This is a genomic window from uncultured Tateyamaria sp. (assembly GCF_947503465.1).
In the GTDB taxonomy this organism is placed as follows: Bacteria; Pseudomonadota; Alphaproteobacteria; order Rhodobacterales; family Rhodobacteraceae; genus Tateyamaria.
Window position 1 is genome coordinate 16,305 of the sequence record NZ_CANNDN010000005.1, and the last position, 25,595, is coordinate 41,899.

The following is a 25,595-nucleotide window of genomic DNA, read 5'->3' on the forward strand; positions in this document are numbered from 1 at the left end:
GAGAGCATTGATCCACTATGGATCACAAGCTGCCGGATACCCTGGCAGCCAGAAAAGGAAAGCCAGAATGTCGTTTAACGACTTGGCGAAGAAAGAGACCGCCGACAAAAAGGCCTCGCAAGAAAAAGATACGAAACCGCAGACTGCAACCAAACGACCTCCTGAAGCATAGACCGAGCCGACCGACCCAAAAACGGGTTGAGAGGCTGAGCATTTAGGCTTTTCTTATCCAACGTAAGAGGATCGGCGTTACGAGCGTCGCGATAGGTTGCCGCCAATGATGATCTCGTTGATCAGTTTGGCGGCTGCCCCATGCAATTTGCGCTCGTCTTCCGGGTCTTGAGCATTCTCGTGGGTCGCTGCCGCATCCCGAAGAATCCCCACGATCTCGCGTTCCGGCAGCAGATTGCGATCTTGCAGGGCAAGTAGGAGCGCCTCGCAAATCGAAAAGGCGGCCACGCCTGCGGCGTCTCGTTGGTCTGACATCGGGGCATTCCTCTTTCGTTCGTTGTATTGCGACCGGGTTGGGTCTTGATCGTCCTAAACTCACAAAGAGTTTGGTATCCCGTACTGATCGAAAGCAGTCTCGGCGCCGAATTCTTCCATGAGTACGCGCCGGTTCGGGAGGGACCGATAATGAACATCAAAGCCAGTCCACTCACCCAAAAGCTCTCCGCGTTTGTTGCACTGTCGGAGACTGAGCTGGCCGTTCTTGAGCGTTTGCACCAGAGAAGGAAATCCTTTTCTGCAAGTCGCGACTTGGTTCATCAGGGTCAATCAGAGCAGGCTGCTTACATCTTGGCGGCGGGTTGGGTCGTTTCTTACAAGATACAGGCTGACGGGTCGCGGCAGATTGTTGATTTCCAGATACCGGGGGATTTTCTGGGGCTGCGCAGCGTGCTTTTGCACACATCCGATCATGGGATTGAGCCAATCGTCGAGATCGAAGCTGCGGAAGTCCTGGTGAGCGATCTTCTGCAAGCCTTTGCAGAGACACCCCGGCTGGCTACGGCCATTCTCTGGGCCGTGTCGCGGGATGAGGCTATGGTGGTCGAGCATCTGGTTGGGCTGGGGCGGCGCGATGCGGATGCGCGCATGGCGCATTTCCTGCTGGAGCTTGGCGTGAGACTATCACTCGTCGGTATGGGAAGTAGGCAAGGCTATGCCTGCCCGCTCACACAGTATCATCTGGGGGATGCGTTGGGGTTGAGCGCCATTCACGTCAACCGCGTCCTTCGTAAACTCCGCGAAAGCGGGCTCGTCACGTTTCAGGGCGGGCTTGTCACGTTCGATGACTACGAGGGGCTGGTTGCATTGGCGGATTTCGATCCGGCCTACCTCGATCAGTCGCGGCCTTTGTTGCCGTGAAACGACCGCCCTCAGTCAGGCTGGGGGCGGCCCTGCGGTCTTGTCACATAGAGGCCGACATCACATCAACGCGCGGCTTGCTTCCTTGAGTTCCTTGTGGGCCTCTTCGTCGTTTTCGGCTTCATGGGCCTTTTCGGCGGCTTGGTAGTGCTTCAAAGCTGTGGCTTTCTTGGAGCCTTCGGGGGCCTTGTCATAGGCGGCCTTGACGGACGCCATATGTTTCACAGTCTGGTTTTCCGCGGTTTGGTTTTCTTCATTCATGGAAATGTCCTTTCCTGGACGGTCCGAGAAAAAGAGGCGCAAAATACATGCAGTTCTATGGAGGAACTGCATGTGCCCCGCGCCTCTGAACTACTCGGAAAATGCCACCATGACTTTCGGTGGACAGGGTCACCTATCCGGTTTCTCCGTGTCTTCGCACTGACGCAGGTTAGCCCGTCTGAGCCAGATAGTAGAACCATGCCAGAACCACGACCCCAACGAAGGCCATCAGTGTCCAAGAAACCGATAGTTTCGGAAAGGTGCCTGCTTCGAGCGGTTTCGGAACGCGAGGCGACGCACGCAATGGCAACAATGAAACCAGCTTTGCTGCTTTGCCCTCGCTTGCTAGCGCCAGCGCCGGAATGTCGGTAATCGCTTCAAAATGCGTTGTCAGCCGAACTTGCGCACCCTCCCGGCCCAGACCAGCAAGCTCACTCGCCTCAGTCCATGGCTCGAGGTCAAGGCGTGCAAGCGCAGACAAGACCGTAACGGCTGCACCGGTTCTGTCTTCACCCACTTGCGCGTAAAGGAAGGCATCGTAGTCGCTGCCATCGGGGTGGAGAACATCTGAGGCGGACATGGGTTTCCTTTCGGCGTGAAGATCATTCGATAACTCGCACGCAGGTTTCTGAAGCCGCGGAACGGCTTTTCCTCTCACCCTGACAGCAAAGACCCCGACGGGGGCTAACCTCGATCAGCATCGCACCACAACAGTTCAGATAGTGTTCCCGCAGCTGCCTTGCTGTGACGAGGCGTTCCTTTCGACGCTTGCCACATTGGCGACGGCGGAAAGTCCAGCATTCTAATCAATGGAGACCCGGGATGCTCTCGCGTTCGACCAGATCAATGGTGACGTTTTCCAACGACTTCATGATTGGCGAGAGCCTGCGTGAGTTTCCGGCAGGAACGTACGAAATCCTTGTCGAGGAAGAGCTCCTACAAGGCCTCAGCTTCGAGGCTTACCGGCGCACCGGGACATACTTGATGGTCCAGGGGCGCGGGAGCAATGCGGGTCAGACGACCATGCACATGACCACACAGGAGGATCTGGAACATGCAATGGCATGTGATCGGGCACTCTCCGAAACGAACAAACACAGCGAAGCGGCGCTTTCCCCGCAGGAGGACATGACATGACCACACCCGAATGGCTGAAACCCGGCATCTACGGCGCGCTCCTTGGCGCAGCGTTTGTCGGCATCGTTGGATTTTCGTGGGGCGGCTGGGTGACCGGTGGCGGCGCGGAGGAGATGGCCAACAATATGGCGCAGGAGGAGGTGATCGCGGCGCTCGTGCCCTTCTGCCTCGACAAGTCTCGCGCCGACAATGAACGCATTGCAAAGCTGGTTACGATCCGCGAGGCATCGTCATTCAAACGGCGCGACGCTGTCATGGAAACCGGTTGGGCGACGATGCCCGGATCAGATGGCCCGAACCGCGATCTGGCACAGGCATGCATCGAAGGTCTCGACCTTGATGCATCGTAGTGACCTCAAATTCTCGCCCGTTTCGTCCAAGGGCACCGTAGGCGTGCTTGCCACGGTGTCTTTCACGGAGTTCCTTGCGCTCGCCTTCGTCGCGCTCATCGCGATCGGATCGCCATCTTACGCCCAATCTCAGTCTACCCCGATGCCTGCGAATGCGCAGCCTAAGAGCTATGGCGAGGGATGGGAGTGTGATCGTGGGTACCGGCGTGACGACGATGCCTGCCTTGCCATCATCGTTCCGCAGGACGCCTATGCCACCAAACGAACCTATGGCGCAGGCTGGGAGTGTCTGCACGGGTACAAGATGGTCAATGACGCGACTTGTCTTGAGGTCGTCGTGCCCGATGGCGGATTTCTCGACCCGTCGGGAAAGAGCTGGAGCTGCCTTCGTGGCTACATGAAGGTCGACGACATTTGCCTCGAAGTCGTTGTGCCGGACAATGCGTATCTGTCGGCTGACTCCTATGGCGCCGCTTGGCTTTGCAACCGTGGCTACCAGATCGAAGGCGATACATGCGTCGCAATCGCGGTTCCTGAAAACGCCTTTCTGAATGGGTCCGGATACGGGCAGCCATGGACATGTGAGCGGGGCTATTTCGAACGCGATGACACCTGTGAGGCTGTCGTCGTTCCGGAGAACGCCTATTTCGACGATGCGAGCTATGGCTCAGGCTGGAAGTGTAATCGCGGCTTTGCAGAGGCCGACGACGGGTGCAATGAGATCGACCTCCCCGAAAATGCGCATCTCGACCGATCGGGAAACGGTTGGGAGTGCCATAGGAATTTCCAGCGCTCGCAGGGGCGTTGCGTCCTGAACGACTAGCGCTCGCAATTAGAACCGAAACGCGGCTCACCCGCCCGAACGCTTCATGTGATCGGAGCCGGGAAAACCCGCTTGGCAAAGGAATAATCATGGAATCGGACAATGTAGAAAACTCGATGGCACGGCTGTCAACGATGGGGCCGCAAGCCCCGCCTGACCTGTCCGCGTCCCGTCGATCTCACACCAGCAAAGAAGTAACAAAAGGGGTGCTCACAGCGATTGTCTATTGCGAGGGGAACTTCGGGCAGATCGACGGGAAAACCGCAAACGGGCTTGTCCGTCACAGCCAAGCCTACCGCATTCTTTCGGTCATAGACAGCAGACTTGAAGGGCGCGACAGCGGGCAAGTGCTGGACAATGTGAGTAACGGCATCCCCATCCTTGAAGATATTGAGGCTGCGGTTGCGCGTGAAGCAAGTATCCCAGACACGCTGATCTATGGGATGGCCCCCTCTACAGGGAAGATGTCACCTACTGATCGAGAGATCGTGCTGGATGCCATCGCGCTCGGCATGAACATCGTCAGCGGTCTCCACGAATACCTTGGCGATGATCCCGAGATTTCAAACGCCGCTGATGCGGCCAACGTTACGATCCGAGATATTCGCAAACCCCGACCAAGCAAGGACATGCGTCTGTTTGACGGAAGCGTGTCCGAGGGGAAGGCAATCCGCATTGCCGTACTCGGAACGGATTGTGCAATTGGCAAGCGGACGACGGCGACCATTCTGGCCAGGGAACTGAACGCGCGTGGTATCAAGACCGTCCTCGTCGGCACCGGCCAGACGGGACTTATGCAGGGCGCAAAATACGGGATCGCCATGGACGCCGTGCCACCGCAGTTTTGCTGCGGGGAACTTGAACGTGTGATTGTCGCGGCGTCTGAGGGTGAAGACCCGGATGTCATCCTGATCGAAGGACAAGGCGCGCTCAGCCATCCGGCCTTTTGCACGTCGGCTTTCATTCTGCGCGGCAGCCAGCCGCATGCCGTCGTTCTTCAACATGCGCCGAAGCGTGCCCATCGATGCGACTTTCCCACCATGCCGATGCCCGAGCCGAAAAGCGAGATTGTCCTCATCGAAGCTTTTGCCGACACACGGGTGATTGGTATCACGCTCAATCACGAGGCGATGACGGACGGCGAGGTCGGTCATGCAATCAACAGCCTTTCACGCGATCTCGGCATTCCGGTGACGGACGCGCTGACCCGGCCGGAAGTGTACCTGAGCGACATGATCCTGACCGCCTTTCCACAGTTAAAGCCCGTGCCTCTCGTGGCTGCGGAATGACCTCGCCGCGAGTGGAAATTGATCTGGGCAAGATCCAGGCAAACGCGCGATGTCTCGTCCGTCGTCTTGGTGCCCGTGGGCTCTCGGTCACCGGTGTGACCAAGGCAGTGTGCGGGCATCCTGACGTAGCCGGGGCGATGCTGGACGGCGGCGTTGTCGGTCTGGCCGACGCACGCATCAAGAACGTCGTTCGGATGCGGATGGAAGGGATCAAATGCCCGATCTCTATGATCCGCGCTCCGCTGGTGAGCGAAATGGAAGACGTCGTCCGGTGTTGTGACGCGAGCTACAACACAGAGATGGACACAATCCTGAAGCTTGGCGCCGCAGCGAAGCAACAAGGAACGTCGCACGGTGTCATCCTGATGGTCGAAATGGGAGATATGCGCGAAGGCATTTTGCCCGAGAACCTTAACGACTTCGCTACTCGGGTCAGCGCGACACCCGGTGTTGCGCTCAAAGGCATCGCTGCAAATTTCGCCTGCATGGGAAACGTGGCACCGACGGCCGGTGACATGGACATGCTCTCGCGACTGGCCGACCAAGTCGAAGGCGCTTGCGGACCTTTTGTCGGGCTTGTTTCAGGAGGTGGATCAGCCAATTTGCCATGGGCGCTTGGCAAAGACTCATCCGGGCGAGTCAACAACCTCCGCCTCGGCGAGGCGATCCTGTTGGGCACCGACCCCGTGACAGGGCAACCGATCACTGGCCTTCATACGGACGCGTTTGCCCTTTTTGCCGAGGTGATCGAAACAAGTGACAAACCAAGCGCAATACCTCCTGCATCAATTGCTCCGGAGCTTGGGATACTCAAATTGGTTCGAAATGATGACCTCCGAGCCCGAGCAATCCTTGCTGTCGGGCAGCAAGACACCGAAACAAGCGGCCTTACGTTTCCCTCAGGAATTATGTTCATCGGCGCGACCAGCGACCACGCCGTTGTCGACACGACCAAATCCGCCGTATCCGTCGGGTCCGAGATGAAAATGGGGACTAATTACAGCGCCCTCATGCGGGCGATGAACGCCCCGGATGTCGCCAAGGTTGTTCATGGCAAGCAAAAGATGAACGGTCGTTCCAAGGACTGCGAGACCCAACCCTACCTGACGCTGGTATGACGCCCAGATGATCGCCTGCGGGAACGACGAAAGTCATATCTCGCAGACTTGTCCGAAACCGCGCCATAGTAATGGGGCCGGCCAATACACATATACAGATAAGCCGCATTCGAGAATTCGAGCCTGATCGGGGCCCGGAAATTCCAGCGGAAAACCCGAAAAGGATGAAGCGCATGTCTTTCAAAGACCTGACGACCAAGGCTGCTGCCATACTGAAAGCCAAACCTGCGGAGCCATCGAAAAAGGAACCGCAAATCAGGACGCCGGACACTGCTGCGAAACCTGGGGCTCCGGATCCGAAGAAAACCTGAAGCGGCTGGTTTTGCTCCACGTCGTGGAAAACTGCTAAATTGAAAGGATCAAACGCAATGGACGACCAAACAGACACGACCGTCGCGGTTTTTGACTGGCCTTTCAAACTCCCGGGCTTCGACGAAACGCTTCCTGCCGGAGAGTACGATATCGAGACAGAACTCGCCTCACCGCCCGATCACAAGGATCCGGAGGCCTGGAAGGCCTCCGTCATGATCCACCTGCATCCACGCCTGTCCCATCCGGGATTGACGCGGAGCCTGTCCGTGTCGCTGGCCGATCTCGACCATGCCCGGGCGAAAGACAAACTGTCCGGCAAGGACCTCTCGCAGGTCTTTCTCGAAGAAATGCTTGCCGATCCGATGGTGCAAATGGTCATGAAGGCCGACGGGGTGTCGGAGGCGCATTTGCGCCATCTCTACTCGGGATCGCGGATGGCACAGACTGACATGGATGACGCGGACGCTGAGACCGAAAACGCAACAGCGCAGGGGGCTTCGCGGGACGCTTCGGACATTCATGACGCCGAGAACGAAGGGATGCCGTGCCGACCGCGCACTTCATCCTTTTCCGTATGATGTCCGAAACGCAATTTCAGGGACCAATTGAACGCGAGGAACTGATGCAAGCAAGAGTCGACGGCACCCTGATGGACTACCCCGGCCGCGTGCTCGGCGATGTGCCGAAGTTGCGGTTCTGCTTGTGTTGTAAGGTTTCCTTTTGGAGCGAAGGGTTCGGCCAGCGCATCTGTGCAAGGTGCAAAGGCAGGACAGCATGGCGCGCAGCTGTGCCGGAAGGCGTCAGCAAAGGCCGGTCTCGCTCAGCCGGTCGCTCCGCTTAGGTCCGCCGCATGTCGACAATCACGGTCGCACACATGACCACCTATCGCTATCGCTCCGCCGTGGTCCTTGGACCGCACAGGCTGATGTTGCGTCCGCGTGAAACGCGGGACCTCACATTGACGGCTTTCGATCTTGAAATCACGCCGACGGCCCGACTCGACTGGTCCCACGATGTCGCCGGAAACGCCATCGTTATCGCCAATTTTGATGCCGCAACGGATACGCTTTCGATCCGGTCCCACACGACCGCCATCCTCACCGCGCCTGAGTGGCCAGTCTTCCCGATCGCGGCCGCTGCGACGCCCTACCCGTTCCTTTACTCCGCCGAAGACTGGACAGATCTCGGGGCGCTTTCTGCGCCACAATACCAAGACGACGCAGGGCGCTTGTCAAACTGGGTCGAACAATTCGTGATGCACAGGCCAACGGATACCCTGTCGCTCCTGAAGGACGTCAGCAATGGCATCACAGCGCAGATCACATATGAGATCCGCGAGAGCGAAGGCACGCAGGGACCACTCGAAACCCTCGACCGGGGCTGTGGCTCGTGTCGCGATTTTGCGGTCCTCTTTGCCGAGGCTATCCGAACGCTGGGATTCGGGGCTCGTCTGGTGTCCGGCTACCTCTACGACCCCAGTGATGATCAACGCGGATCTGCTGGCTCGGGTTCTACGCATGCATGGGTCGAAGTCTTCGTTCCCGGGGCCGGTTGGATCCCGTTCGACCCAACGAACAGGTCAGTAGGGTCGGCCAACCTGATCCCGGTGGCCGTTGCGCGGAACATATCACAGGTCGCTCCGGTAACCGGCAGCTTCCAGGGAGAAGGTACCGATCTGCTCTCGATGGAGGTGGTTGTGCGTGTTGAGGATCAGTGATTGCGCCGGTAAGAACGGGACGTCCATTCGCCGACTATCATGCGGCGTTTGGACGGTTTGTCCGGGTGCTCCTTTTTGGCATGGCAAAAGACCGCTTCGGCGAATATGGCTGCAACGCGGCGAAACGTATGTCGCAGATGCGAGCGGTTTCTGCGTCAGCAAAAGCCGCACCTGCAAAAGGCGGGTTTGTCCGCATCTTGCCCATTGAGTTAAACTGCAGCGAATGCTCAAATTGTTTCAGCAAGCGGTCTTCGGCTCTGCACTAGGTTGGTGATCGAAATAGCTAATTCTCCGGCATCCCATCTATATCTGGATGGTTTGGCAGGGGTGGAACCATACACCAATGACTTGGCTCGACGGGTTCGTGTTCGAACTGACCGGGTGCTGTCAGTCTGAGGGTGTTGCTGAAGATCTCAATCGACCATGTCTTTTCATCGTCATCCCGAAAGAGCTTGCCAAAGTGGTCTGTTGTGACCTTTCCAGAGAGGTCCCGAATCCGAAAGTACCCAACGACCCTATCGGTGTGCAGTTCCGCTCCGGTTGGTGGACGATCTTCGAACTTGATCCATGAAGTTGCGGGATTTGTCATCCTTATCTCCGTCCCAATCTTCCCAATCGCGCCAGCTGCGCCAACATCTGCGCTCCGGTTCCTGGACCTGCGGTCCCGCCCGGCGGTGACATTTGGCTTATTCCTGGTCGCATCGGCATTTGCTGAACACCGAACATCTGCCGTGCACGGAGCGCTGCATATTCCGCTCCACTCGCCCCACCCACCAGATAGCGGTTGTAGGCCTGCTGGCTGCCCATGGCGGCGCGGCCGAAGCTGTAGGCGCCGCTAAGGCCGCCTGAGAGTGCCGGCATCATGATGTTCCCGGAGATCGCGCGGACGATGAACGGCGTAGCAATGATGAACCCTTTTGCCATCAGAACCATCATGAAAAACGGGATTAGCGCGCCGATATTGGATGCACCTTCAGGGTCTCCCAACTCACCAATGAGCGCGGATGACACGCCGGTGATGGTCGCGAACACACCCGCGACGACAATCGGATAGAGGGCAAATGAGATGAGCGCCGAAAGCCAGCGCGCAAAATAGTCTTTCGTCACGTCAAACAGCGTCAGGAAGATCATAACTGGGGCGATCCCGATAAGCAGCGCGATCATCAGCCGGGAGGCCACGAGAATGAACGCCGCCAGACCTCCCAGGATCGAAAGCAAGAGCACTCCCAGAACGTCCAGAAGCGCTCCTGCCATCCAGTTCAGTTCCGAGCCTGCCGCGTTCAGATACTCCCCAAGTTCTTCGATCAGCCGGTCAAACTCTTCGGCAAAGGTCCCGGATGGGCCGGGCGTGCCACCTCCAACAGACGCCACAAGCGATCCTGCGATGCTGTCGATGCCGTTCAGGATCGCCCCAGAAAGCGCATTAAACTGCACCCAATTGGTCGCAAATATCCCGATCAGCCCTACCTTGACTGCTAGCCAGAAAGCCGTGCGCCCATCCATGGCTCGATACTGATAGATCATGTTGATGAATACGAAGAGCACCGCGAGGGTTGTTCCGAGGACGAGCAAGGTTCCGACCGTCGCCGCTACAGCGCCAAACTGTGTCTCAGCGGCGGAATCTAGATAACCTTGCGAGGTTTCGACAAAGTAGGTGACGACGCTCATTTCTCGCGCACCTTACCAGTTGCCCACAGCTTCACAGATCGCCATGGCCTGCGGGCGCAATGCGTTCGCCTCGCGTCCGTATGCGCTCGAGGCGTCCAGCATTTCCCAACGTTCGCTGGTGGTGAACTGTTCGTTGAAATCCGCCACGGCGGCATCCCACGGAGGGAACAGAGTCTGGCAGGCGCAATCACCGGTTTCGACGACTCGCGCGAGACTTTGTGCTCTGTAGATGTCTTGCACCAGCACGCGCTGATACGCGTCTCGCAATGCGATCTCTTGCATCCATTGCGGCTCTTCCGGGCGATCTGGGCAGATGTTGGACACGCCGTCCATCGTTGGAATGAGGTTGCGTTCTGCAATTGCCGGGCATGGTGCGAGGCCGAGAACAACGACCAAAAGAAATCTCGGCGGTTTCATGACGTCTGGTCTCCTTCGACGAGATCAGCGATCTCGCGCTTTAGAAACGCCGTATGGCCGAGATGGGCGAATTCAGACGTGCTGACTGAGACAACCTCCCACCCTTGGTTCCCGCGCAAGTTCAAATCCTCCTGCATCTCGATGAGGCTGGTTTTCTGGTCCATCGGATAGGCGACGATCTGATATTCAAAACGGGTCATGCGGCATCTCCTTCGTCCAGTCTGGTGCCCGGCAGATAGAACTCGGTGATTCCGCGCGCGCCGTCTTTTCGCCCGGCCTGGATGATCACGTCGATCGAGCTTTCGATGTACTGGACCATGTCCTGATAGGTCATTGGGATCTCCGTCTTGAGGGCCGCGATGGCGAGGCGCTGAACCGCGAGTTGGGGGGTTTCGGCGTGCAGGGTCGTCATGGAGCCGCCATGGCCCGTGTTGATCGCCTCGAGGAAGGTCATGGCTTCTTTGCCACGGACCTCGCCGAGGATGATCCGGTCAGGCCGCATGCGCAGGGTGGCGGTCAGAAGCACATCGGCGGTCTGGAATTTGGCATCGCGGTTGGCAATGAGCGTGACGGCGTTCGGCTGTGCGGGCAGCAGTTCCGCTGCTTCTTCGATGGTCACGATCCGCTCATAGTCGCCGACGTAAGAAAGGATCTTGCGGGCTGCGACGGTCTTGCCGGTGGAGGTGCCGCCGGAGACGATCATGTTGAGCTTGTTCTCGACGCAGAATTGAACGGCATCCGTGATCGCGCCCGAGGCCACGACATCGCGCAAGGCGCGGTTCTTCGCTTCGCGCAGCTCTTCGAGTTTGCGTTCTTCCCCAAATAGGTAGCGCAGTTCGATGGCATCGAGTGGTAGACTCGAAAAAAAGCGCAGTGAGATCGACATTCCGTCTAGCACGGCCGGCGGCGTAATGACCTGCGCGCGGATCGGTCGGTTGAGATAGGTGATCGACACCGAGACGATGGGCTTATCCTTGCTCATCGTTGTGTTGGCGCTGGAGGCGATCTGGTTGCCGAGATCTTTCACTTCGGTGACGCTCATATGCTGATCCAAAGCCCGCATGAAATGGTCTCCCTGGAACTCGCCCCAACAGGAGCCGTCGGGGTTGATGCAGATTTCGATCACGTCATCGCGGGACGCGTCCGTTAGCTTGTCGAGAGAGGTCTGGAGATAGCTTAGGGTCATGGCCTAGAAAATCTCCAAATCGCGATCGACCATGACGGTGACGCGCGCGCCTTGGTCGACATAGATGACCGGTCCGATGGAGAGATACTCGCCGATCACGCTGTCGGTCGCGTCGGCAAGGTCATCACCGACGTCTTCGAGAATGTCGGCCGCGGTTTCATCTTCAACCCCGCTGGCGGCCGCAGTTGGGGCCGCGGAGATGATCGAGATGAGGGCTGCCGAGCCGAAGCGTTCATCAAAACGGGTATCGACAAAGCCCGTGACACCCGACCGGCCAAGCTGATCGCCGCCAAAGGAGCTGATCTGGATCGTCTGGTCCGTGGGCAGGATGATCCTGTCCCAGGCGATGGTGACCCGGCGCTGCGCGATCTCCAGCCCGGAGCGGTAGCGCCCGATCAGACGAGACCCGCGCGGGATCAGCAGCCGCGTGCCATCGTAGCTGTAGACGTCCTCAGAGATGATCGCGCGAACTTGGCCGGGCAATGAAGAGTCGAGGGCCGTTTCCATAACGGCCTGGATCATCGTGCCTTGAATCACGGTGTTCGAGGGGTTGGCGATGACCTGCGCTTGAGTGACTTGCGTAGGCAGCGCGCCATTCAGCACAAAATCCGTCACGTCTCCGAATGTCCGCTCCGTGAGTTCGGTCGCGCCCGGATTGGTGCCGCCCGCGCCTCCGAAGGCGATCACGGGTGAGGCGATGCGGCGCTCCTGGAAGGCGCGTTCCTCCTCCGCGCGGCGCTGCAGGTCAGCCAGTCGTCGCGCCTCTTCTTCCTGGCGCAGCCGCTCTTGTTCTCGCCGGAGCAACTCGTCTTCGCTTGGACCAAGGGGGGCCTGGGCAGGGGCGGTGGCCTCAAGACGGGCGAGGTCGAGGTCTATGCGCAATTGCTGTAATTCGCGGTCTCGGGCCGCGAGCTCGTCCTGGAATTGCTGTTGCCCGTTCTCCGAGGCGGCCTGTAGGGCGGCGATCTGTTCGGTGAGCGCGTCGATGGCCTCTGCTGCGGCGGTATCTTCTGCAACGACGGGCTTGGGCGCATTCCGCAGCTCTTCGATCTGCGCCTGGAGGGCTTCGAGCTGCGCTAGCAGTTCGGCATTCGGCTCCGCAGGCTCCGGCGTGACGAGAACAATCTCAGGGTCTGGGGCAGGTGGCGGCACGAAGGGTTCAATTTCGCCGAAGCCGTCACCCTCCGTCTGGAACACGTCGGGCGTGGCCGTCGGCAGTGCAACCTCTTCTTCGGGCTGAGACAGGACGTAGAGCACGATGCCACCAGCCGCGATCAGGCCAATAACGAGCAGCGCGAGAAGCGGAGAGCGCCGCTTCGGGGTGGAACCACGTCTGGACCCGCTCTGTTCAAGGGCGGCGAGGCGTTTCTCAAGATCGGCGTTGCTATCGCTCATGAGGACACCCCTGTGGGCAGTGCGGCCTGGATGCAGACCACATCCTCACCAAGCCGCAGCACCCATTGGCCATGCACACCAGAGACCCGGATGACCCCATTTTCAACAGCCTGCGTATTCGCTGTCCGTTCGCGCCCATTGGCGTATCGGAATATCGCCGGCACCGGCGCGTTTCGGGCAAACTCGAAATAAGTGAAGGTCCCATCATCCCAGACCCGCGCGGGTGTGAAGTCGAGGCGTTCGCTGGCCCCGTAATTGTAGTTCGGCGCGGCCTGGGCGATGACGTTTGTGGGCTGTTGCTCATCCTCTGGATAGCGGAACTGGACCACATAGAAGGTCGGGGTCGAGGCCTCTGTGACGTTGAAATAATAGCTCCGCCGATTTGTGTAGACGGTCACGTTGGTGCGCACGCCGCGGGCGAGCGGTTTGATTGCAAAGGCCTGACCGCCGGGGACGCCGTCGATCTCAAAACCCTCCGTGTCGCCAGAAATGATCGACCGAATGCTCTCGCCTTCGCCAAACTCGATGGTGGTCACATGGGTGAGTGAAACATTCAGTCGATAGACCTGACCCTCCTGATAGGTCGCGACCCGGACGCGATTGTCATTGGGACCGCCGCGCGGGATCGCCTCTGCGATGGCGAGGGCAGGGATCAAAACCAGACAGGCAAAGGCAGCACTCAAAAACTTCACTTAATTCTCCAATCTGTCTGAGCGGATGGCGTATTCAACGACCGTGAATCCGAACGGGTTGGTCCAGACCTGATCGATGGAACGGCTTTCCTCGGGGCGAAATTCGAAGAGCAAAGTCGCGGTGAAAAGGCCGGTCTGGACGCCATTGATGGAGGTCAGCCGTTTCCGCAGGCGTACGGTCGCGCGGTTGGTGCCGATCCGGTTGATGCTGAGGATCTCGACCTCGAGGCGGGCGTTGGGTCCGTAAAGCGTCGGGGGATACTCTGAATTGGCCGAATTCCAGATCTGGCGCACAGAGGCTGCGGCCGCCCCATCTGAGCGCTGTAAGACGCTGCGGATGCGCACGTCATTGTCGAGCTGGTTGTAGACCTCGCGGTCGGTCACATAGCGGAAGACCTCCGCTTCAATGATCGCCTGATTCTCGGTCACGGTCGTGGCGCCGACCGCGGCTTCCGGTAGCGCGAAGCCGGTCTCCGGATCATAAGGGACGACTACGGGCGGCGGATCGACATCGAGGATCGCGACAGTAGCGGCCGCCAAGCACCCGAGGATGCCAAAGATGAGGCCCATTAGCCCGAGGCGCTGCCAGAGTCGTTCCCGTCTGAGCGCGCCGTAGACCAGTTCCTCTTCGATGATGGCGGTTTCTTCATCCAATTTGGCGCGCCTCAGTCCGCTCGCAGATCAGGGAGGGTGAACTCCATGAAGCGCTGTTCCTCAGCGATAGTGGCCGCATCAATGACACCGCCGGTGCCATCCCCCACGGTCTGCACAGCCTCGAGCTGCCACATGGCGACGAGCGCGATAGCGAGTTCGGCCGTGACGCGGGTGTTGAGATCGACGCTTTCCTTGAGCTCATCCATATCATCGATGAGCCCAACGAGCCGTTCGACGCGTTCCAGCGACTGCCCGGCATCGTAATAACTGTTCTGGGCTGCCGCCGAGACGAGCGCGCCGGTCGTGGCCTGCGTTGCGATCCGTTCCGCCCCCGGATTGCCGCTCCGGGCCATCTCGCTCAGCGTGTCCTCGTCGAACCCAAGATCGGCCAGAACCTGGTCCATTTGCGTTTCGATCTCGCTGGCCCCGGAGCCGCTGAGGCCCGAGAAATCCCCAGTCCGGATCGCTCGGATTGTGGCGAGGATGTCGCCGAATTCCTGATCGAGCAGCCCGTTCAATTCCTCTTCCATCTCGGTCTGGATGATTTCCGGCAGCTCGGCGAGGCGGGTCAGAGCCTCGTAGGTTCGCTGCAACTCCGCGAGCTGTTCCGTGAGGGTGGCCAATTGTTCGCGGAGCTGCAGCAACTGCTCGTTTTGTAAAAGTTCGTCTTCGATCATCTGTCGAAGCTGCTGGATGTTTTGCGTGATGTTCTGTGTGTCGACGACAGGCACGCCTTGGGCATGGGCCGGAGCTGGCAAAAGGTTGGGACTCAGAAAGGTGAGTGCTCCGATGAGTATGGGTGTGGGCAGCGCCGATTTGCGGAAGGTGTTCAGTCTCATCAGTCCAGGTCCTCCAAAGTGAATTCCATGAAGTCGCCCTCGGCCATCCTTGCAGAGGCCTGTGCAAGCTGCGCGGCACTGAGGGGTTGCGTACGGGCGGCTTGCAGACGGATGCGTGCCGCCATCAGACGCACGAGTTCGGCGCGGGCGTAAGTGTTGAGGGCAATGCTTTCCTGGATGTCCTCGGTCTCGCCGATGCGGCGCACGATGTCCTGAATGCGCATAGCGGCCTGGCGGATCGCAGCCGGAGAATTGCTGCCATAGTAGGCCGCGCCATGGCCGGTCAGGGAGAGATTGGCGTTGGCCAGTAGGGCGGGGTCGATGGTGCCAAGTGCCTCGATACCGCCAATCCGCGAGAGATAAAGGTTGTAGCGTTCCGGGATGACCTGGACGTAGTGCTGTGTCTCGGCGAAGGGCGGCACGCCGCCATATTCAATAACGCGGCCCGGACCGGCATTGTAGGCCGCCAGTGCATTGATGATGTTGCCGTCGAAGCTGTTAAGTTGTGCGGCCAGATAGCGCGCACCGCCTTCGACCTGCAGATAGGGGCTGTCATAGTATTCCGGGTTGATCCCGAGATCGGAGGCCGTGCCCGGCATGATCTGGGTGAGGCCGAAGGCCCCGACGGGCGAACGCGCACCGATGGAGAAGCGGCTTTCCTGCCAGATCAACGCTTGCAGGAGCGCGCGCCATTGTACGACGGACAGGCCCGCACGGCTGATCCCGGGCCGGCCATGGGTTTCCTGGGCCACCCGGATGATCAATTGCTCGATGTTATGCGCCGCATCTCCAAACATCTGCGCGCCGCCGGGATTGGGGTCGAGATCGCCGGTGCCGTAAACTGCTTCTACGCTTCGTGCATCATCGTCGCTTCCGGACTCGAGCGTCGACACCAGTGCGGGCAAGCCCTGTCCGCCGAAACTCGTCTGTGCATCGAGTATACTTTGCAGGACTGCGAGCTGCTCTTGTTCGATTTCACTGAGAAGTTCTTCGACGGCCAGCGTCTCGCGTTGGATGCCAAGATCGGTCTCGCGGTGGCGGGTTTCGACGAGATCGCGGGCTGTCAGACCAGTATCGTTGGTAGGAACGCCCTGAGCGGCCGCCATACCGGTCAACAGGCACAGCAAGACGATATGAGGAAGCTTAGACCTCAACGTCGGCCCCCGGCGTCTCAAGCGGTTCAAAGATGCAGTCTGGTTCGACAGGCGCGACGGAGGCTCGAAAGGCGAAGCAATTGACCGTCGGCTCCCGGTATTGCGCGCAGGCGGAGAGAAACCCGATCAGAGCCAACAGGACGAGAGTTCGGATCATGGGAGCCTCCAGAAGTCAGGTCGATCGCGATAGTCGGCGCCGACGAGCGCCTCACCCTTTTCCATGCCGCCAAGCATGGTGAGATAGGGACCGAGGGCCGAGAGATCGGCGTCAACTACAACCGAACCGGTATCATCGCGGATCAGGGCGAGGCGGCTGTCGCTGCCAGTGTTCAGGAGCACATCGAGTTCTTTCTCGTAGAGGTTCAACATCGCGTAATCCGAGGCATGGGCCCGGATGTTTGGCAGCAGGATCTGCGTGGGCACGGCTTCAATGATGGTCTTGCCCGTGCGGGTGCGCTCTAGCTGGCTCGCATATTGGGTCATCATCACCGCGACGGTGTTCTGCTTTCGCGCCGTCACCAGCCAGTTCGAAAGACGTTCCGCAAAATACGGGTTGTCAAGCGCCTTCCAGGCCTCATCGATGATGATGATCGTTGGGCGGCGGTCTTCGATTTCGCGCTCGACTCTTCGGAAGAGGTAGGAGAGCACGGCCATGCGTTCTTTTTCGGATTCCGAGTCCAGGATGCCCGTGAGATCGAAACCAACCACATCGCCCTCTAGCGAGAAGGTGTCTTCCAGGCTTTGCCCGAAAATCCAGCCGTAGCGCCCGTCTACTGTCCATTCGAGCAAGCGCTGGTGTAGATCGCCATCGTCATCGGTCGAGACAAAGAGGGAAGCGAAGTCCTTCCAGTTGCGTAACTGCGGATTGGCCGCGCCTGCGTTCTGGCGAACCACTTCCTGGATACGGTTGGTCTGGGCGGGCGCGAGAGGTTTGTCCGAGCGATAGAGCAAGGAGGCCAACCAGTCCGAAAGCCAGGCCGTGCCGCGATCATCGATCTCGGTCCAGAGCGGGTTGAGACCGGTTGGCTTGCCGGCTTTCACGGAGGCATAACGCCCGCCATTGGCGCGCACGGCCATCTCCATGCCGAGCCGATAGTCAAAGACGAAAATGCGCGCGCCGACGCGACGCGCTTGCGTCATTAGGAAGGCCGAGAGAACGGATTTGCCGGACCCGGGACGCCCCAATATGAGCGTGTGGCCCCCGGTTGGCTCTTTGTCGGTTGAACCTTGCTCGTGGTAGGAAAACCGGTACGCGCTTTGCTCTGGCGTCGGGAAGAGCGTGATCTCCTGGCCCCAGGGGAGCTGGTGTTTGTCCTTGCCGAGTTGCGTGCGATGCAGGGCCGCGAAATCCGCGAAGTTGCGGTTGGTCACCGCACTGGCACGCACGCGCTTCGGCTGATTGCCTGGATGCTGGCTAAAGTAGTGGGTCTTGGCGGCCATGCGCTCGCCGATCATCTTCACGCCTTGGGCTGCGGCGGCATTTACGATCTCGGCCCCGAGGGTCTGCAATTCGTCGAGCGTGTCGCAGAACACCGTCACGACCATATGGTGCTCACCGAAGCTCTGGCGCTTGGCCTCCAGATCATCATGCGCGATGTCGAGCGCTTCGAGGAGCGAGAGGGCGGCGTCCTGAGAGGCCTGCATCTGGCGCTTCTGGCGTTTGATCCGACCGGCCATCAGGTTCGAATTGATCGGTGTGAAGGAATGCGTGACAATCATGTCGACGGGCAGGTTCAGCATGTCGAACATCGTGCAGGTCGTGGCCTCGGAGTATTCGCCGATGGTGAAGCTCTTGCCATAGCGTTGTCCGACGACACCCTCTGAGAGCTCGAAATGCTCATCGAAGAAGGTCACGCGGGTGTTGGCCACGTTGGTTGCGAGGAAGCCATATCGATTGGCCGGGTAGAGCGGTCGTTCTTGACCGGTGTTAAGCGCGCCCAGAAAACCCACCAACTCGCCTGATTGTGCGGAGAGGAGGCGCGGCTTCAGGTCGGCTAGGCCGGAGGTGAAGACACCCACAGCTTCGTTGAGACGCCGGACTCGTTTCTGCGTCTCTGTCTTGAACCGCCCCGGATCGCTCCTATTCATGAACCCAAGAAAGCTCCTCGGCGGCGGCCGATGGATGATTGTGAGTGTCAGCGTCTTATCGCGCAGGCCGGCTTGCCTGAGCTTCTCGCGCCATCTCTCATCGACCGCCGCCGCGTAGTGATCACCGGGGACGGGGAGGAGGTCCGGGGTGATCGCTTTCGAGACCTTGTGAACGTAGTAGCTGAACTCCGGCCCAAGCTGTGCGATGATCCGGGCGAAAAGTGCCGTCACCTTGTCGAGATAGACATCATCGGTCGTGTAGCTGTTCACGCCGCTCAGACGGATGCATTGGAAGAGCTCATTGACCCGTGTGCGCACCGTGTGGTCATCGACCAGACTGACATAGGGCAGCATATGCGCGAGATGTTTCTCGCGGGCGTACCAGTCCGGCATGAGGGTGCGTTCATCCAGCGTCTCGTCACGGGGCATAGCTGTCGCCCCCGTGGATGCTGCGGTTCCGCGTCGGCGGCGTTTCCTGCAGGGCGGTCATCATCACGTCGATGAAGCGCGGGTCCCAATCGGCGGCTTTCCAAAGCGCGGGGTAGAGGATGGCGGCGACGCCGAGCAGGGCGATGTGCTGGATCCAGACAAAGAGCAGCACAGACCCGAAGAGCCAGACCATCGCATACATGATCGGCAGCCCGAGAAGCTTGGGCGGGCGCACGAGGCCCAGGAAGAGGGGAGATCGCTCAGCCACACCCGCTCTCCCTCAGGCTCCGAAGACAGCCGCAACGATCGTTGGTGCAGCAGCCACGCCTGCGATCCCAACTAACACCCAAAGCGCCTGGCGCAAATCGATGATATTGAAGAACCAGCTCAGGAAAACGCCAAGGACCGCGAGCGTCGCGATGACGACGCCAAGTGGTCCCGTGAGGGCGTCCACGATGCCTTGCAGCAGGCTCTGGATCGGGGAGAGATCGATGCTCTGCGCGAGCGCGGGTTCGGCCGCGAGCACAAACAAAGAGAAAGATGCGATAAAGAAATGCAGCCGACTTGTGCGGAAATGGTAGGTTCGCCAATGCACTGCCGCGCTTCGCGCTCTCGTGACATTGGCGAAAAGTGATTTGATTCTTGGTTTCCACAAAGATCGGGAGTTCATTGGGTCGCTCCTTCCAGCCGGTTGAAGACGGCCAGCACGCGGCTGACGTGGTTTTGGGTTTCCCGAAAGGGAGGGATCCCCCCGTATCGACGGACCGCATCCGGCCCGGCGTTGTACGCAGCCAGCGCTAAGCGAACGTCGCCAAACTCCGAGAGCATCATTGCGAGATATCGCGCGGACCCATCGAGGTTTTGCTGCCAGTCTCGAGGATCAACGCCAAGCACACTGGCTGTCGCTGGCATGAGTTGACCCAACCCAATGGCTCCGGCAGAGGAGACTGCCTGCGGGTCGTAAGCGCTCTCGATCTCGATATTGGCCCGATAGAGGTTCATCCAACCGGTGACAGTGAGATCCGCGGCGCGAAGGCCGGGATGACCGACGTAGCGTAGAGCGGTGTCTTCGATGGCAGCGAGGAGTTCGGGGCGGGGAGCGATGGCTCTGGGCGCGACGGCGGCAACGCGAACCTCTTCTTGGTCTGCAACGCCTTCTCCGAAGATGATCAGAGCGGTCTCGGCAGAACCTTGACCAATCCCGCCAACGTAGTTGCGTGCAAAACGCTCTTGCGCCTCAGACGGGCGAAGCGAGCCATCGTCCTCCATCACCAGCACCATTTGTGCCGACACTGGAGACATCAGAAATGAGACGAGAAGGGCGCTAAGCCCGGCTTGCCGCCAGTTCTTCGCCCGAGAGCTTAAGCTCTGTTCGCTTTCCTTCCTCGAGCGGGATGTCGGCATGGGAAAAGCCGATGCCTTGCAGAAAGGAGATGACACCCGTGACGGTTTTGATCTCACGGATCTTGATATCGTTGCGAGATGTGCGTGTACGCGCAGTGACCAAGAGCTTTTCGAGCCCTTCGTCGCTGACAGCGCGCATGATCCAGACCCCATGCCAGTTGGGGCCCTTCTTATACGCTGCCTCCTTGCAGACAACTTCCACGCGATAGCCGTCGGCGACCAGATCGCGGAATCTGGGTTCAGTGACCACATTTGGTGCTTCTTGTTCTAGGTCCATCACCCGGATCATGTTCTCCCTAAAGGCGAAGACCCGGGTATCAGGAGTTGATGCCCAAGCCTACGATGCTATATAAATGACCGCAAGATATTATTTTGTCGTTGCGGCTGTACTCTGGTTGCGCACCCATTAGGCATGCGCCATGGATTCTATCAAGGTTTTACGGGGTTCGGAGAACCTCCGGTTGTGTTGGCTCCTCGGTAGCCAGGCTATAGCTTTGTCGTTGTTGTTTGGCAGCGACGCAGTAGCTGAGACCTGTCTCGCGCCGCAGAGACCATTCGTTCCGAGCGATCCTCAAGCAGCGCGGGAATATGCGGATGTGATTCGGTCGGACTTCGAGTTCTACATTCGCGATGTTCAGGGCTACTTTCGGTGTCTTGAGGACGAACGAGCACGGGCTTTTGAAGAGGCGCGTGAGGTTAGCGAAGAATTCGGACGCTTCCTTGAGACGGTTGGTCCGTGACGCAGATTTTTTATGTTTCCTGATCTGCCATGCACTTCCAGAGACCTCCAACTTATCCAGATTTTAGATAATCTATAAAGCAGATTAGCCCCGTCACAAGAGGTATGTGACGCGTGGCAAAAACGATTAGAAGTTCTGGACATGAGGCGCTGCGCGAAGCCCTGATCGCAGCGAGGAAGGCGGCTGGTCTAACGCAGACTGAGTTGGCTTCACGGCTCAAGTGCCATCAATCATTCGTGGCGAGATTGGAAAGTGGGCAGCGTCGGATCGATGTGATCGAGCTAATTGTCTTGTCGCGAGCAATTGACGGAGATGCGCATGAACTTTTGGATGTTGCAGAGCGAATGACAGAGCCTGATCATCAGCTCTAGATTGGGCAATGTGCCTCAAAACATTAAAGAAACTAGTGAGAGGTACAGAAACAGTGTGGTTTAGTTGCGCACCTCCAATGGCGGTTCCAGCGATCAGCAACTGACCAGACTAGTATTCTGCGGGACCTTGCCTCGAGAATGATGGAAAAATCTCATCGGTAGGCTCGTCGGCAATCCACATTGGGGCAACTTCACCGTTGTTCCACAAATACAACCAACCCACGACTTTGCCTGTTCGAGCATCAAGGATTTTCTTGATCGGCACTGCCTCCAGGTGACCTTCTGAGTTCATTTGCTCTCCAAAGAAACAAACTAGCGACCAATGATCGCTAGTTTGTATTTTCTCCTGATTTTCACGAGGTTCAAAAGTTTTGTGGAAACAGTGCCTTGGCTGTTTCGTCATCAAAGTCCTGCTTGAACTCGTGACGACCCTTCAGCGCCTCAACCCGCTGAGCGGCGGGATTTGCAGAGATCGCATCAAAAAGCCGCGCGACATTTGGGAACTGCGCCAAGCCATCGTCAAAGATATAGGGCGCGAAGTTCATCCAGCCCCACGCACCAATGTCGGCGATGGAGTATGTGTCACCCGCAATAAACGCGTTCGTTTTCAGGCGTTCATCAAGGACGGCATAGTGGCGCGCCACTTCTTTCTCGTAGCGGTTCTTGGCGTAGGGGATGTCTTCGGGGCACATCTTGAGAAAATGGACTGCCTGCCCTGAAAAAGGCGACAGTCCCGTTGCAATAAAGTGATGCCAGCTTAGGACGCCCGCACGCACGGCCGGATCCTGCGGGAGGAACTTACCGTGCTTTTCGGCCAAGTAGAGCAAGATCGCGTTGGAGTCGAAAATTGTGGCGTCACCGTCCACCAGAACGGGTAACTTCGCATTCGGGTTCAGCGCAAGAAACTCCGGCTTGTGCTGTTCGCCCTTGAACGTGTCAACCGGCTTGACGTCGTAATCAAGCTCGAGCTCTTCCAACAAGAGCGCGACCTTCAGCGGATTTGGCGAGGGGTGAAAGTAGAATGTGAGATCTGACATCCGTTATTCAGCCGCCAATGTGATGCTGAACACATCGTAGGGATGGAAAACCGGGCTGGAAATGGTGAAGGCTTTGCCCAATTCGGGCAGATCACCGGCGGTCAGGGCTTCGACGACCGCTTGCACAGACGCTTCACTGTCCCATTGCGCATAGTTTGTCACGACAGTTTCATCGCGGCTGATGTGGACCGACGCGTTGCGAAAGCCGTCGAAGCTGCTGATTTCGGTCTCCATTGCTAGGGTTAGTTGCTGGGCCAGTTCCTGGATCGTAACGCCTTCATTTGGCGTCATCACGTTGATGAAAGTGACGGCATCGCCTGCTTCAGCAATCGAGACGGTTGCATCCTGGGCACTTGCGGAAATCGGGGCGAGCGCGACGCCAGCGGCGAACGCGACGGCTTTCAGTGGTGAGAGGTTTAGCGTAGAGAACATAGTCAATATCCTTTAGGTTGGAGAAATCCGTTGAATCTTGGGACAAAACGGATTAATGTAGTGATCGATAGTTAAATTGATCGCTATGGTCAAGGATTAATGTAGTGACCACTTCACAAAAAAGAACGCGAGGCCGTCCAAGAAAGTTTGACATCGAAAGCGGTGTTCGGCAGGCGCAATTACTTTTTGCCAGTCGCGGGTATGATGTGGTTGGCGTGAGCGAGATTTGCGACACTTTGGGGATCACCCCGACATCGCTATATTCGGCCTTCGGCAACAAGCTGGGTCTATATGAGCGCGCGGTAGAGGCCTACGCCAGTTCGACCGGACGTTTCGTTGGAGAGGCACTTGAGCAGGCGCAGACAGAGCGGGAGGTGTGGGACAAGGTCCTTCGCGCTGCCGCAGATGCCTACACCTCAGGAGAAATCAAAGGGTGCCTGGTCCTTGATGGGACGCTCACCTCACAGGATCCGGAGGCGAACGCGCTAGTGGCGGCGCAAGCGCAGGGCACACAGCTGGTAATAGCGGAACGGTTGCAGGAGTTGGGTGCAGAAGAGGCCGAAAGTTCGGCCTCGACCATTCTCATCTTAATGCGGGGCTTATCAGCCTCTGCGCGAAACCTTGCGACCAAGGAAGACCTTGAAGCGGTTGTGGACCTTGTCCTGATCGCTAAGGACTAAATCCCAAGGCGATCCGGAAGGGCGTAGGCTTTCTGAATCGCAGGGCGCGCCGATATCCGTTCGCTCCATGAGTGTACTGCGGGAAAATCATTGAGATCGACATTTTGCCAAGCATGTCTTTGCACCCATGGAAAAATCATCATGTCTGCAATTGAATAGGCACCAGCGACGAAGTCGCGCCCTTCAAGCCTGCGATCCAACACGCCATAGAGGTGAAGCGCCTCTTTGTTATACCGTTCCCTGGCATAGTGAGCATCGTCAGGCGCCTTTCGGTTAAAGTGATGCGCTTGACCAAGCATGGGTCCGAACCCTGCTGCCTGCCAAAAGAGCCATTGCAAGACCTCCATCCGCTCCGGCGCGGTCTTTGGAAGAAAGAGGCCGGTCTTTTCGGCCAGATAGAGCAATATCGCCCCGGACTCGAAGACTTCCTGCCGTGAAAGACCGTCTGACGGTGCGTGATCAACGATCGCAGGGATCTTGTTGTTCGGATTGATCGACAGGAATTGCGGTGAAAACTGCTCGTCTTTCTGGATATCGACTGCCGTGACACGGTACGCGAGTTCCATTTCCTCAAGGCAGATTGCCACTTTGTGACCGTTGGATGTTTTCCAATAATAAAGCTCAATCATCGCTGACCCCGAAGACGTTGATGAGGTTCCCGTCCGGATCGCGAAACAGCGTCGACGTCGAACCGGCATCATCAAGCACGAGTTCTTCCCAAAGAGTCTCGACCTCGTTCGCGTTCAGATATTGTGTGAAACCGGACAGATCGTTCACATCAAACACGATGGCCTTGAACCCTTGCGTAAGCAGATGGGTTGGGGGTGGGGTATCCAGTTCTGGCAACCGTTCGGAGCCTTCGACCTCAAGCAGTTCCAGCCGAACATCCGCGAGGGCGATGAATGCGACCTTTGCGGAGACCGGTTCAAAATAGGTTTGGGATACGACCTCGAACCCGAGGATGTCGCGGTAGAACGCGATGCTTTCGTCCAGATCGGAAACGGAGATCGCAACATTGTTGAATGTCAGATCAAATTCCTGTGCCTTGGCGGTTGTTGTCATCATGCCGACAGCGACGATTGCGGCAAATACTGTGGGATATCTCACTTTTTCAGATCCTTAGGTTTCGTTCTGCATCACGAACGACAGAAAATCCCGGTCGTGACGTCAGCCGCGCGAACCAGTCTGCGACATGGGGTGGAAGTGTGAATTCGGGATTTACGGTAAGAAGCCGGTTCAACCCGATCACAAGCGGGAGGTCGCTCAGACGAGCATCGCCTGAGCTTTCGGCTTCGCCAACGCGGCACGTTTCAAGGAGGTCCACATTCGCTGCGACCCGCGCAAACAGCTTCGATGCCTCCGGTGAATTGAGAGCGAACACCTTGTCGCGCCATCCATCGAGAAACAACGTTCTGATCGGTGGCCAGAACACGTTTGAGTGCCAATCGAGCCAGCGGTCATCATAGGAGCGTTCATTTGCGTTCCCAGGGTAGTAGCTTTCTGCTCCGTTTTTGTTGGCAAGAAAGCGCAGGATTGCATGAGACTCCCAAATGACGCATCCATCGTATTCGAGCACAGGCACCGTACGGTTTGGGTTCAGTCGGGCAAACTCTGGCGTATCGAGCCCACCGAATGGCCCACCAACTTCGCGGTGTTCTATGTCCAGCTTAAGCTCTTCGGTAAACCAAAGGACTTTCTGAACATTGGTCGAGGTGCTTCTGCCCCAAAGACGGATCATGGGGCAGGCTTTCCGCGCCGCCAATCGAATGCCTGCGCTTCGTGCGACGCCCAGATACCTTCTTGGGCGAAAGGATCCTGACCCAAGAAATCTTGAACAACTTTGAGCGACGTTGCTTCAAAGATAAAGAACGACCCCTCAGGCGCGTCGCCCTGATCAAGAAGCGGGCCGCTCACGACGACGCGCGGGTTGTCGATGGCGCGGTCCAGATGTGCGGCGTGCTTCGGATGAAACTCGGCCCTTTTGGCGCCGGTTCCCGACCGGTCTTGAGCCTTTGCGATATAGAACATGTCCAG

37 protein-coding genes are annotated in these 25,595 nt (G+C 58.2%); 13 read left to right on the forward strand and 24 right to left on the reverse strand.

The window, feature by feature from the left end:
* Positions 1-249 precede the first annotated feature (249 nt).
* Positions 250-486 carry a hypothetical protein gene (locus Q0844_RS19700; RefSeq protein WP_299048652.1) on the reverse strand — a complete coding sequence of 79 codons (237 nt, stop codon included), beginning with the start codon at positions 484-486 and terminating at the stop codon, positions 250-252.
* A 150-nt stretch (positions 487-636) separates the two neighbouring features.
* Here Q0844_RS19700 and Q0844_RS19705 point away from each other — a divergent pair, with 150 nt between their 5' ends.
* The gene (locus Q0844_RS19705; protein WP_299048655.1) at positions 637-1,368 is read left to right on the forward strand and encodes a Crp/Fnr family transcriptional regulator; all 732 of its coding nucleotides are present in this window, start codon (positions 637-639) and stop codon (positions 1,366-1,368) included.
* Positions 1,369-1,428: 60 nt separating this feature from the next.
* Here the strand turns inward: Q0844_RS19705 and Q0844_RS19710 are convergent, their stop codons facing one another.
* Positions 1,429-1,629, reverse strand: a complete 201-nt coding sequence (locus Q0844_RS19710; protein ID WP_224825431.1) for a hypothetical protein — start codon at positions 1,627-1,629, stop codon at positions 1,429-1,431.
* 169 nt (positions 1,630-1,798) lie between these two features.
* The gene (locus Q0844_RS19715; protein WP_299048660.1) at positions 1,799-2,209 is read right to left on the reverse strand and encodes a hypothetical protein; all 411 of its coding nucleotides are present in this window, start codon (positions 2,207-2,209) and stop codon (positions 1,799-1,801) included.
* A gap of 266 nt (positions 2,210-2,475) precedes the next feature.
* Between Q0844_RS19715 and Q0844_RS19720 the strand changes: the two genes are divergently transcribed.
* The 9 genes from Q0844_RS19720 (at position 2,476) to Q0844_RS19760 (ending at position 8,946) form a co-directional block, all read left to right on the forward strand.
* Positions 2,476-2,766, forward strand: a complete 291-nt coding sequence (locus tag Q0844_RS19720; RefSeq protein WP_299048663.1) for a hypothetical protein — start codon at positions 2,476-2,478, stop codon at positions 2,764-2,766.
* Positions 2,763-3,116 (forward strand): hypothetical protein, encoded by a 354-nt coding sequence (locus Q0844_RS19725; RefSeq protein WP_299048665.1) that lies wholly within the window; start codon positions 2,763-2,765, stop codon positions 3,114-3,116. Before Q0844_RS19720 ends, Q0844_RS19725 begins: the two co-directional genes overlap by 4 nt.
* Positions 3,106-3,939 (forward strand): hypothetical protein, encoded by an 834-nt coding sequence (locus Q0844_RS19730; protein WP_299048666.1) that lies wholly within the window; start codon positions 3,106-3,108, stop codon positions 3,937-3,939. The genes Q0844_RS19725 and Q0844_RS19730 overlap by 11 nt, the downstream gene beginning before the upstream one ends.
* Positions 3,940-4,028: 89 nt before the next feature.
* The gene (locus tag Q0844_RS19735) at positions 4,029-5,228 is read left to right on the forward strand and encodes a DUF1611 domain-containing protein (protein ID WP_299048668.1); all 1,200 of its coding nucleotides are present in this window, start codon (positions 4,029-4,031) and stop codon (positions 5,226-5,228) included.
* Positions 5,229-5,239: 11 nt separating this feature from the next.
* Positions 5,240-6,346: an alanine/ornithine racemase family PLP-dependent enzyme gene (locus tag Q0844_RS19740; protein WP_299048670.1), complete on the forward strand. Its 1,107-nt coding sequence runs from the start codon at positions 5,240-5,242 to the stop codon at positions 6,344-6,346.
* A gap of 173 nt (positions 6,347-6,519) precedes the next feature.
* Entirely contained in the window at positions 6,520-6,657 is a 138-nt protein-coding gene (locus Q0844_RS19745) for a hypothetical protein (RefSeq protein WP_299048673.1), read from the forward strand.
* 57 nt (positions 6,658-6,714) lie between these two features.
* The gene (locus Q0844_RS19750) at positions 6,715-7,236 is read left to right on the forward strand and encodes a hypothetical protein (RefSeq protein ID WP_299048676.1); all 522 of its coding nucleotides are present in this window, start codon (positions 6,715-6,717) and stop codon (positions 7,234-7,236) included.
* Between the two features lie 296 nt (positions 7,237-7,532).
* The gene (locus tag Q0844_RS19755) at positions 7,533-8,375 is read left to right on the forward strand and encodes a transglutaminase family protein (protein WP_299048679.1); all 843 of its coding nucleotides are present in this window, start codon (positions 7,533-7,535) and stop codon (positions 8,373-8,375) included.
* Between the two features lie 364 nt (positions 8,376-8,739).
* A complete protein-coding gene (locus tag Q0844_RS19760; RefSeq protein ID WP_299048682.1) occupies positions 8,740-8,946 on the forward strand; it encodes a hypothetical protein in 207 nt (68 codons plus the stop codon).
* Positions 8,947-8,966: 20 nt separating this feature from the next.
* Here Q0844_RS19760 and Q0844_RS19765 read toward each other — a convergent pair whose 3' ends face one another.
* The 15 genes from Q0844_RS19765 to Q0844_RS19835 are packed head-to-tail and all read right to left on the reverse strand — an operon-like array spanning position 8,967 to position 20,578.
* Complete coding sequence (locus Q0844_RS19765; protein WP_299048685.1) at positions 8,967-10,043, reverse strand: type IV secretion system protein; 1,077 nt, start codon at positions 10,041-10,043, stop codon at positions 8,967-8,969.
* Between the two features lie 12 nt (positions 10,044-10,055).
* A complete protein-coding gene (locus Q0844_RS19770) occupies positions 10,056-10,460 on the reverse strand; it encodes a hypothetical protein (protein WP_299048688.1) in 405 nt (134 codons plus the stop codon).
* Entirely contained in the window at positions 10,457-10,660 is a 204-nt protein-coding gene (locus Q0844_RS19775) for a hypothetical protein (RefSeq protein WP_299048691.1), read from the reverse strand. The genes Q0844_RS19770 and Q0844_RS19775 overlap by 4 nt, the downstream gene beginning before the upstream one ends.
* Positions 10,657-11,646: an ATPase, T2SS/T4P/T4SS family gene (locus Q0844_RS19780; protein ID WP_299048694.1), complete on the reverse strand. Its 990-nt coding sequence runs from the start codon at positions 11,644-11,646 to the stop codon at positions 10,657-10,659. The genes Q0844_RS19775 and Q0844_RS19780 overlap by 4 nt, the downstream gene beginning before the upstream one ends.
* Positions 11,647-11,649: 3 nt before the next feature.
* Positions 11,650-13,041 carry a TrbI/VirB10 family protein gene (locus Q0844_RS19785; RefSeq protein ID WP_299048696.1) on the reverse strand — a complete coding sequence of 464 codons (1,392 nt, stop codon included), beginning with the start codon at positions 13,039-13,041 and terminating at the stop codon, positions 11,650-11,652.
* On the reverse strand, positions 13,038-13,724 hold the full coding sequence (locus Q0844_RS19790) for a TrbG/VirB9 family P-type conjugative transfer protein (RefSeq protein ID WP_299048873.1): 687 nt from the start codon (positions 13,722-13,724) through the stop codon (positions 13,038-13,040). The genes Q0844_RS19785 and Q0844_RS19790 overlap by 4 nt, the downstream gene beginning before the upstream one ends.
* A gap of 9 nt (positions 13,725-13,733) precedes the next feature.
* Positions 13,734-14,387, reverse strand: a complete 654-nt coding sequence (locus tag Q0844_RS19795; protein ID WP_299048698.1) for a virB8 family protein — start codon at positions 14,385-14,387, stop codon at positions 13,734-13,736.
* An 11-nt stretch (positions 14,388-14,398) separates the two neighbouring features.
* A complete protein-coding gene (locus Q0844_RS19800) occupies positions 14,399-15,226 on the reverse strand; it encodes a type IV secretion system protein (protein ID WP_299048700.1) in 828 nt (275 codons plus the stop codon).
* Positions 15,226-16,332, reverse strand: coding sequence for a lytic transglycosylase domain-containing protein (locus Q0844_RS19805; protein ID WP_299048702.1), 1,107 nt, complete (start codon positions 16,330-16,332; stop codon positions 15,226-15,228). The genes Q0844_RS19800 and Q0844_RS19805 overlap by 1 nt, the downstream gene beginning before the upstream one ends.
* 37 nt (positions 16,333-16,369) lie before the next feature.
* A complete protein-coding gene (locus Q0844_RS19810; RefSeq protein ID WP_299048704.1) occupies positions 16,370-16,537 on the reverse strand; it encodes a hypothetical protein in 168 nt (55 codons plus the stop codon).
* Positions 16,534-18,897 (reverse strand): type IV secretion system protein B4, encoded by a 2,364-nt coding sequence (locus Q0844_RS19815; protein ID WP_299048706.1) that lies wholly within the window; start codon positions 18,895-18,897, stop codon positions 16,534-16,536. Before Q0844_RS19815 ends, Q0844_RS19810 begins: the two co-directional genes overlap by 4 nt.
* A complete protein-coding gene (locus Q0844_RS19820) occupies positions 18,887-19,165 on the reverse strand; it encodes a VirB3 family type IV secretion system protein (RefSeq protein WP_299048708.1) in 279 nt (92 codons plus the stop codon). The genes Q0844_RS19815 and Q0844_RS19820 overlap by 11 nt, the downstream gene beginning before the upstream one ends.
* 12 nt (positions 19,166-19,177) lie before the next feature.
* A complete protein-coding gene (locus Q0844_RS19825) occupies positions 19,178-19,567 on the reverse strand; it encodes a TrbC/VirB2 family protein (RefSeq protein ID WP_299048710.1) in 390 nt (129 codons plus the stop codon).
* Entirely contained in the window at positions 19,564-20,178 is a 615-nt protein-coding gene (locus tag Q0844_RS19830) for a lytic transglycosylase domain-containing protein (RefSeq protein ID WP_299048712.1), read from the reverse strand. Before Q0844_RS19830 ends, Q0844_RS19825 begins: the two co-directional genes overlap by 4 nt.
* Positions 20,179-20,221: 43 nt before the next feature.
* Positions 20,222-20,578: a hypothetical protein gene (locus Q0844_RS19835; protein ID WP_299048874.1), complete on the reverse strand. Its 357-nt coding sequence runs from the start codon at positions 20,576-20,578 to the stop codon at positions 20,222-20,224.
* A gap of 142 nt (positions 20,579-20,720) precedes the next feature.
* On the opposite strand from Q0844_RS19835, the gene Q0844_RS19840 reads away from it, so the two are divergent.
* On the forward strand, positions 20,721-21,041 hold the full coding sequence (locus Q0844_RS19840; protein ID WP_299048739.1) for a hypothetical protein: 321 nt from the start codon (positions 20,721-20,723) through the stop codon (positions 21,039-21,041).
* Between the two features lie 113 nt (positions 21,042-21,154).
* Complete coding sequence (locus Q0844_RS19845; RefSeq protein ID WP_299048742.1) at positions 21,155-21,412, forward strand: helix-turn-helix transcriptional regulator; 258 nt, start codon at positions 21,155-21,157, stop codon at positions 21,410-21,412.
* Between the two features lie 362 nt (positions 21,413-21,774).
* Here Q0844_RS19845 and Q0844_RS19850 read toward each other — a convergent pair whose 3' ends face one another.
* Together Q0844_RS19850 and Q0844_RS19855 are read right to left on the reverse strand one after the other, a co-directional pair.
* Positions 21,775-22,449, reverse strand: a complete 675-nt coding sequence (locus Q0844_RS19850) for a glutathione S-transferase family protein (RefSeq protein ID WP_299048744.1) — start codon at positions 22,447-22,449, stop codon at positions 21,775-21,777.
* A 3-nt stretch (positions 22,450-22,452) separates the two neighbouring features.
* Positions 22,453-22,881, reverse strand: a complete 429-nt coding sequence (locus tag Q0844_RS19855; protein ID WP_299048746.1) for an antibiotic biosynthesis monooxygenase — start codon at positions 22,879-22,881, stop codon at positions 22,453-22,455.
* 104 nt (positions 22,882-22,985) lie between these two features.
* On the opposite strand from Q0844_RS19855, the gene Q0844_RS19860 reads away from it, so the two are divergent.
* Positions 22,986-23,561: a TetR/AcrR family transcriptional regulator gene (locus Q0844_RS19860; RefSeq protein WP_299048748.1), complete on the forward strand. Its 576-nt coding sequence runs from the start codon at positions 22,986-22,988 to the stop codon at positions 23,559-23,561.
* Here Q0844_RS19860 and Q0844_RS19865 read toward each other — a convergent pair.
* Genes Q0844_RS19865 through Q0844_RS19880 form a run of 4 tightly spaced genes read right to left on the reverse strand, consistent with a single transcriptional unit; the run spans position 23,558 to position 25,589 of the window.
* A complete protein-coding gene (locus tag Q0844_RS19865; protein ID WP_299048750.1) occupies positions 23,558-24,190 on the reverse strand; it encodes a glutathione S-transferase N-terminal domain-containing protein in 633 nt (210 codons plus the stop codon). The two genes, Q0844_RS19860 and Q0844_RS19865, sit on opposite strands and share 4 nt — an antisense overlap.
* Entirely contained in the window at positions 24,183-24,626 is a 444-nt protein-coding gene (locus tag Q0844_RS19870) for a VOC family protein (protein ID WP_299048751.1), read from the reverse strand. Before Q0844_RS19870 ends, Q0844_RS19865 begins: the two co-directional genes overlap by 8 nt.
* 46 nt (positions 24,627-24,672) lie before the next feature.
* Positions 24,673-25,299, reverse strand: a complete 627-nt coding sequence (locus tag Q0844_RS19875) for a glutathione S-transferase N-terminal domain-containing protein (RefSeq protein WP_299048754.1) — start codon at positions 25,297-25,299, stop codon at positions 24,673-24,675.
* A complete protein-coding gene (locus Q0844_RS19880; protein ID WP_299048757.1) occupies positions 25,296-25,589 on the reverse strand; it encodes a YciI family protein in 294 nt (97 codons plus the stop codon). The genes Q0844_RS19875 and Q0844_RS19880 overlap by 4 nt, the downstream gene beginning before the upstream one ends.
* Positions 25,590-25,595 lie beyond the last annotated feature (6 nt).

Bases quoted from the DNA above. Each gene is read 5' to 3' on its own strand.
- Q0844_RS19700 (WP_299048652.1), bottom strand. From the start codon at position 486: ATGTCAGACCAACGAGACGCCGCAGGCGTGGCCGCCTTTTCGATTTGC.
- Q0844_RS19705 (WP_299048655.1), top strand. From the start codon at position 637: ATGAACATCAAAGCCAGTCCACTCACCCAAAAGCTCTCCGCGTTTGTT.
- Q0844_RS19710 (WP_224825431.1), bottom strand. From the start codon at position 1,629: ATGAATGAAGAAAACCAAACCGCGGAAAACCAGACTGTGAAACATATG.
- Q0844_RS19715 (WP_299048660.1), bottom strand. From the start codon at position 2,209: ATGTCCGCCTCAGATGTTCTCCACCCCGATGGCAGCGACTACGATGCC.
- Q0844_RS19720 (WP_299048663.1), top strand. From the start codon at position 2,476: ATGGTGACGTTTTCCAACGACTTCATGATTGGCGAGAGCCTGCGTGAG.
- Q0844_RS19725 (WP_299048665.1), top strand. From the start codon at position 2,763: ATGACCACACCCGAATGGCTGAAACCCGGCATCTACGGCGCGCTCCTT.
- Q0844_RS19730 (WP_299048666.1), top strand. From the start codon at position 3,106: ATGCATCGTAGTGACCTCAAATTCTCGCCCGTTTCGTCCAAGGGCACC.
- Q0844_RS19735 (WP_299048668.1), top strand. From the start codon at position 4,029: ATGGAATCGGACAATGTAGAAAACTCGATGGCACGGCTGTCAACGATG.
- Q0844_RS19745 (WP_299048673.1), top strand. From the start codon at position 6,520: ATGTCTTTCAAAGACCTGACGACCAAGGCTGCTGCCATACTGAAAGCC.
- Q0844_RS19750 (WP_299048676.1), top strand. From the start codon at position 6,715: ATGGACGACCAAACAGACACGACCGTCGCGGTTTTTGACTGGCCTTTC.
- Q0844_RS19755 (WP_299048679.1), top strand. From the start codon at position 7,533: ATGACCACCTATCGCTATCGCTCCGCCGTGGTCCTTGGACCGCACAGG.
- Q0844_RS19765 (WP_299048685.1), bottom strand. From the start codon at position 10,043: ATGAGCGTCGTCACCTACTTTGTCGAAACCTCGCAAGGTTATCTAGAT.
- Q0844_RS19770 (WP_299048688.1), bottom strand. From the start codon at position 10,460: ATGAAACCGCCGAGATTTCTTTTGGTCGTTGTTCTCGGCCTCGCACCA.
- Q0844_RS19775 (WP_299048691.1), bottom strand. From the start codon at position 10,660: ATGACCCGTTTTGAATATCAGATCGTCGCCTATCCGATGGACCAGAAA.
- Q0844_RS19780 (WP_299048694.1), bottom strand. From the start codon at position 11,646: ATGACCCTAAGCTATCTCCAGACCTCTCTCGACAAGCTAACGGACGCG.
- Q0844_RS19785 (WP_299048696.1), bottom strand. From the start codon at position 13,041: ATGAGCGATAGCAACGCCGATCTTGAGAAACGCCTCGCCGCCCTTGAA.
- Q0844_RS19800 (WP_299048700.1), bottom strand. From the start codon at position 15,226: ATGAGACTGAACACCTTCCGCAAATCGGCGCTGCCCACACCCATACTC.
- Q0844_RS19805 (WP_299048702.1), bottom strand. From the start codon at position 16,332: ATGGCGGCCGCTCAGGGCGTTCCTACCAACGATACTGGTCTGACAGCC.
- Q0844_RS19810 (WP_299048704.1), bottom strand. From the start codon at position 16,537: ATGATCCGAACTCTCGTCCTGTTGGCTCTGATCGGGTTTCTCTCCGCC.
- Q0844_RS19815 (WP_299048706.1), bottom strand. From the start codon at position 18,897: ATGCCCCGTGACGAGACGCTGGATGAACGCACCCTCATGCCGGACTGG.
- Q0844_RS19825 (WP_299048710.1), bottom strand. From the start codon at position 19,567: ATGAACTCCCGATCTTTGTGGAAACCAAGAATCAAATCACTTTTCGCC.
- Q0844_RS19830 (WP_299048712.1), bottom strand. From the start codon at position 20,178: ATGGTGCTGGTGATGGAGGACGATGGCTCGCTTCGCCCGTCTGAGGCG.
- Q0844_RS19835 (WP_299048874.1), bottom strand. From the start codon at position 20,578: ATGGACCTAGAACAAGAAGCACCAAATGTGGTCACTGAACCCAGATTC.
- Q0844_RS19840 (WP_299048739.1), top strand. From the start codon at position 20,721: ATGGATTCTATCAAGGTTTTACGGGGTTCGGAGAACCTCCGGTTGTGT.
- Q0844_RS19850 (WP_299048744.1), bottom strand. From the start codon at position 22,449: ATGTCAGATCTCACATTCTACTTTCACCCCTCGCCAAATCCGCTGAAG.
- Q0844_RS19855 (WP_299048746.1), bottom strand. From the start codon at position 22,881: ATGTTCTCTACGCTAAACCTCTCACCACTGAAAGCCGTCGCGTTCGCC.
- Q0844_RS19865 (WP_299048750.1), bottom strand. From the start codon at position 24,190: ATGATTGAGCTTTATTATTGGAAAACATCCAACGGTCACAAAGTGGCA.
- Q0844_RS19870 (WP_299048751.1), bottom strand. From the start codon at position 24,626: ATGATGACAACAACCGCCAAGGCACAGGAATTTGATCTGACATTCAAC.
- Q0844_RS19875 (WP_299048754.1), bottom strand. From the start codon at position 25,299: ATGATCCGTCTTTGGGGCAGAAGCACCTCGACCAATGTTCAGAAAGTC.
- Q0844_RS19880 (WP_299048757.1), bottom strand. From the start codon at position 25,589: ATGTTCTATATCGCAAAGGCTCAAGACCGGTCGGGAACCGGCGCCAAA.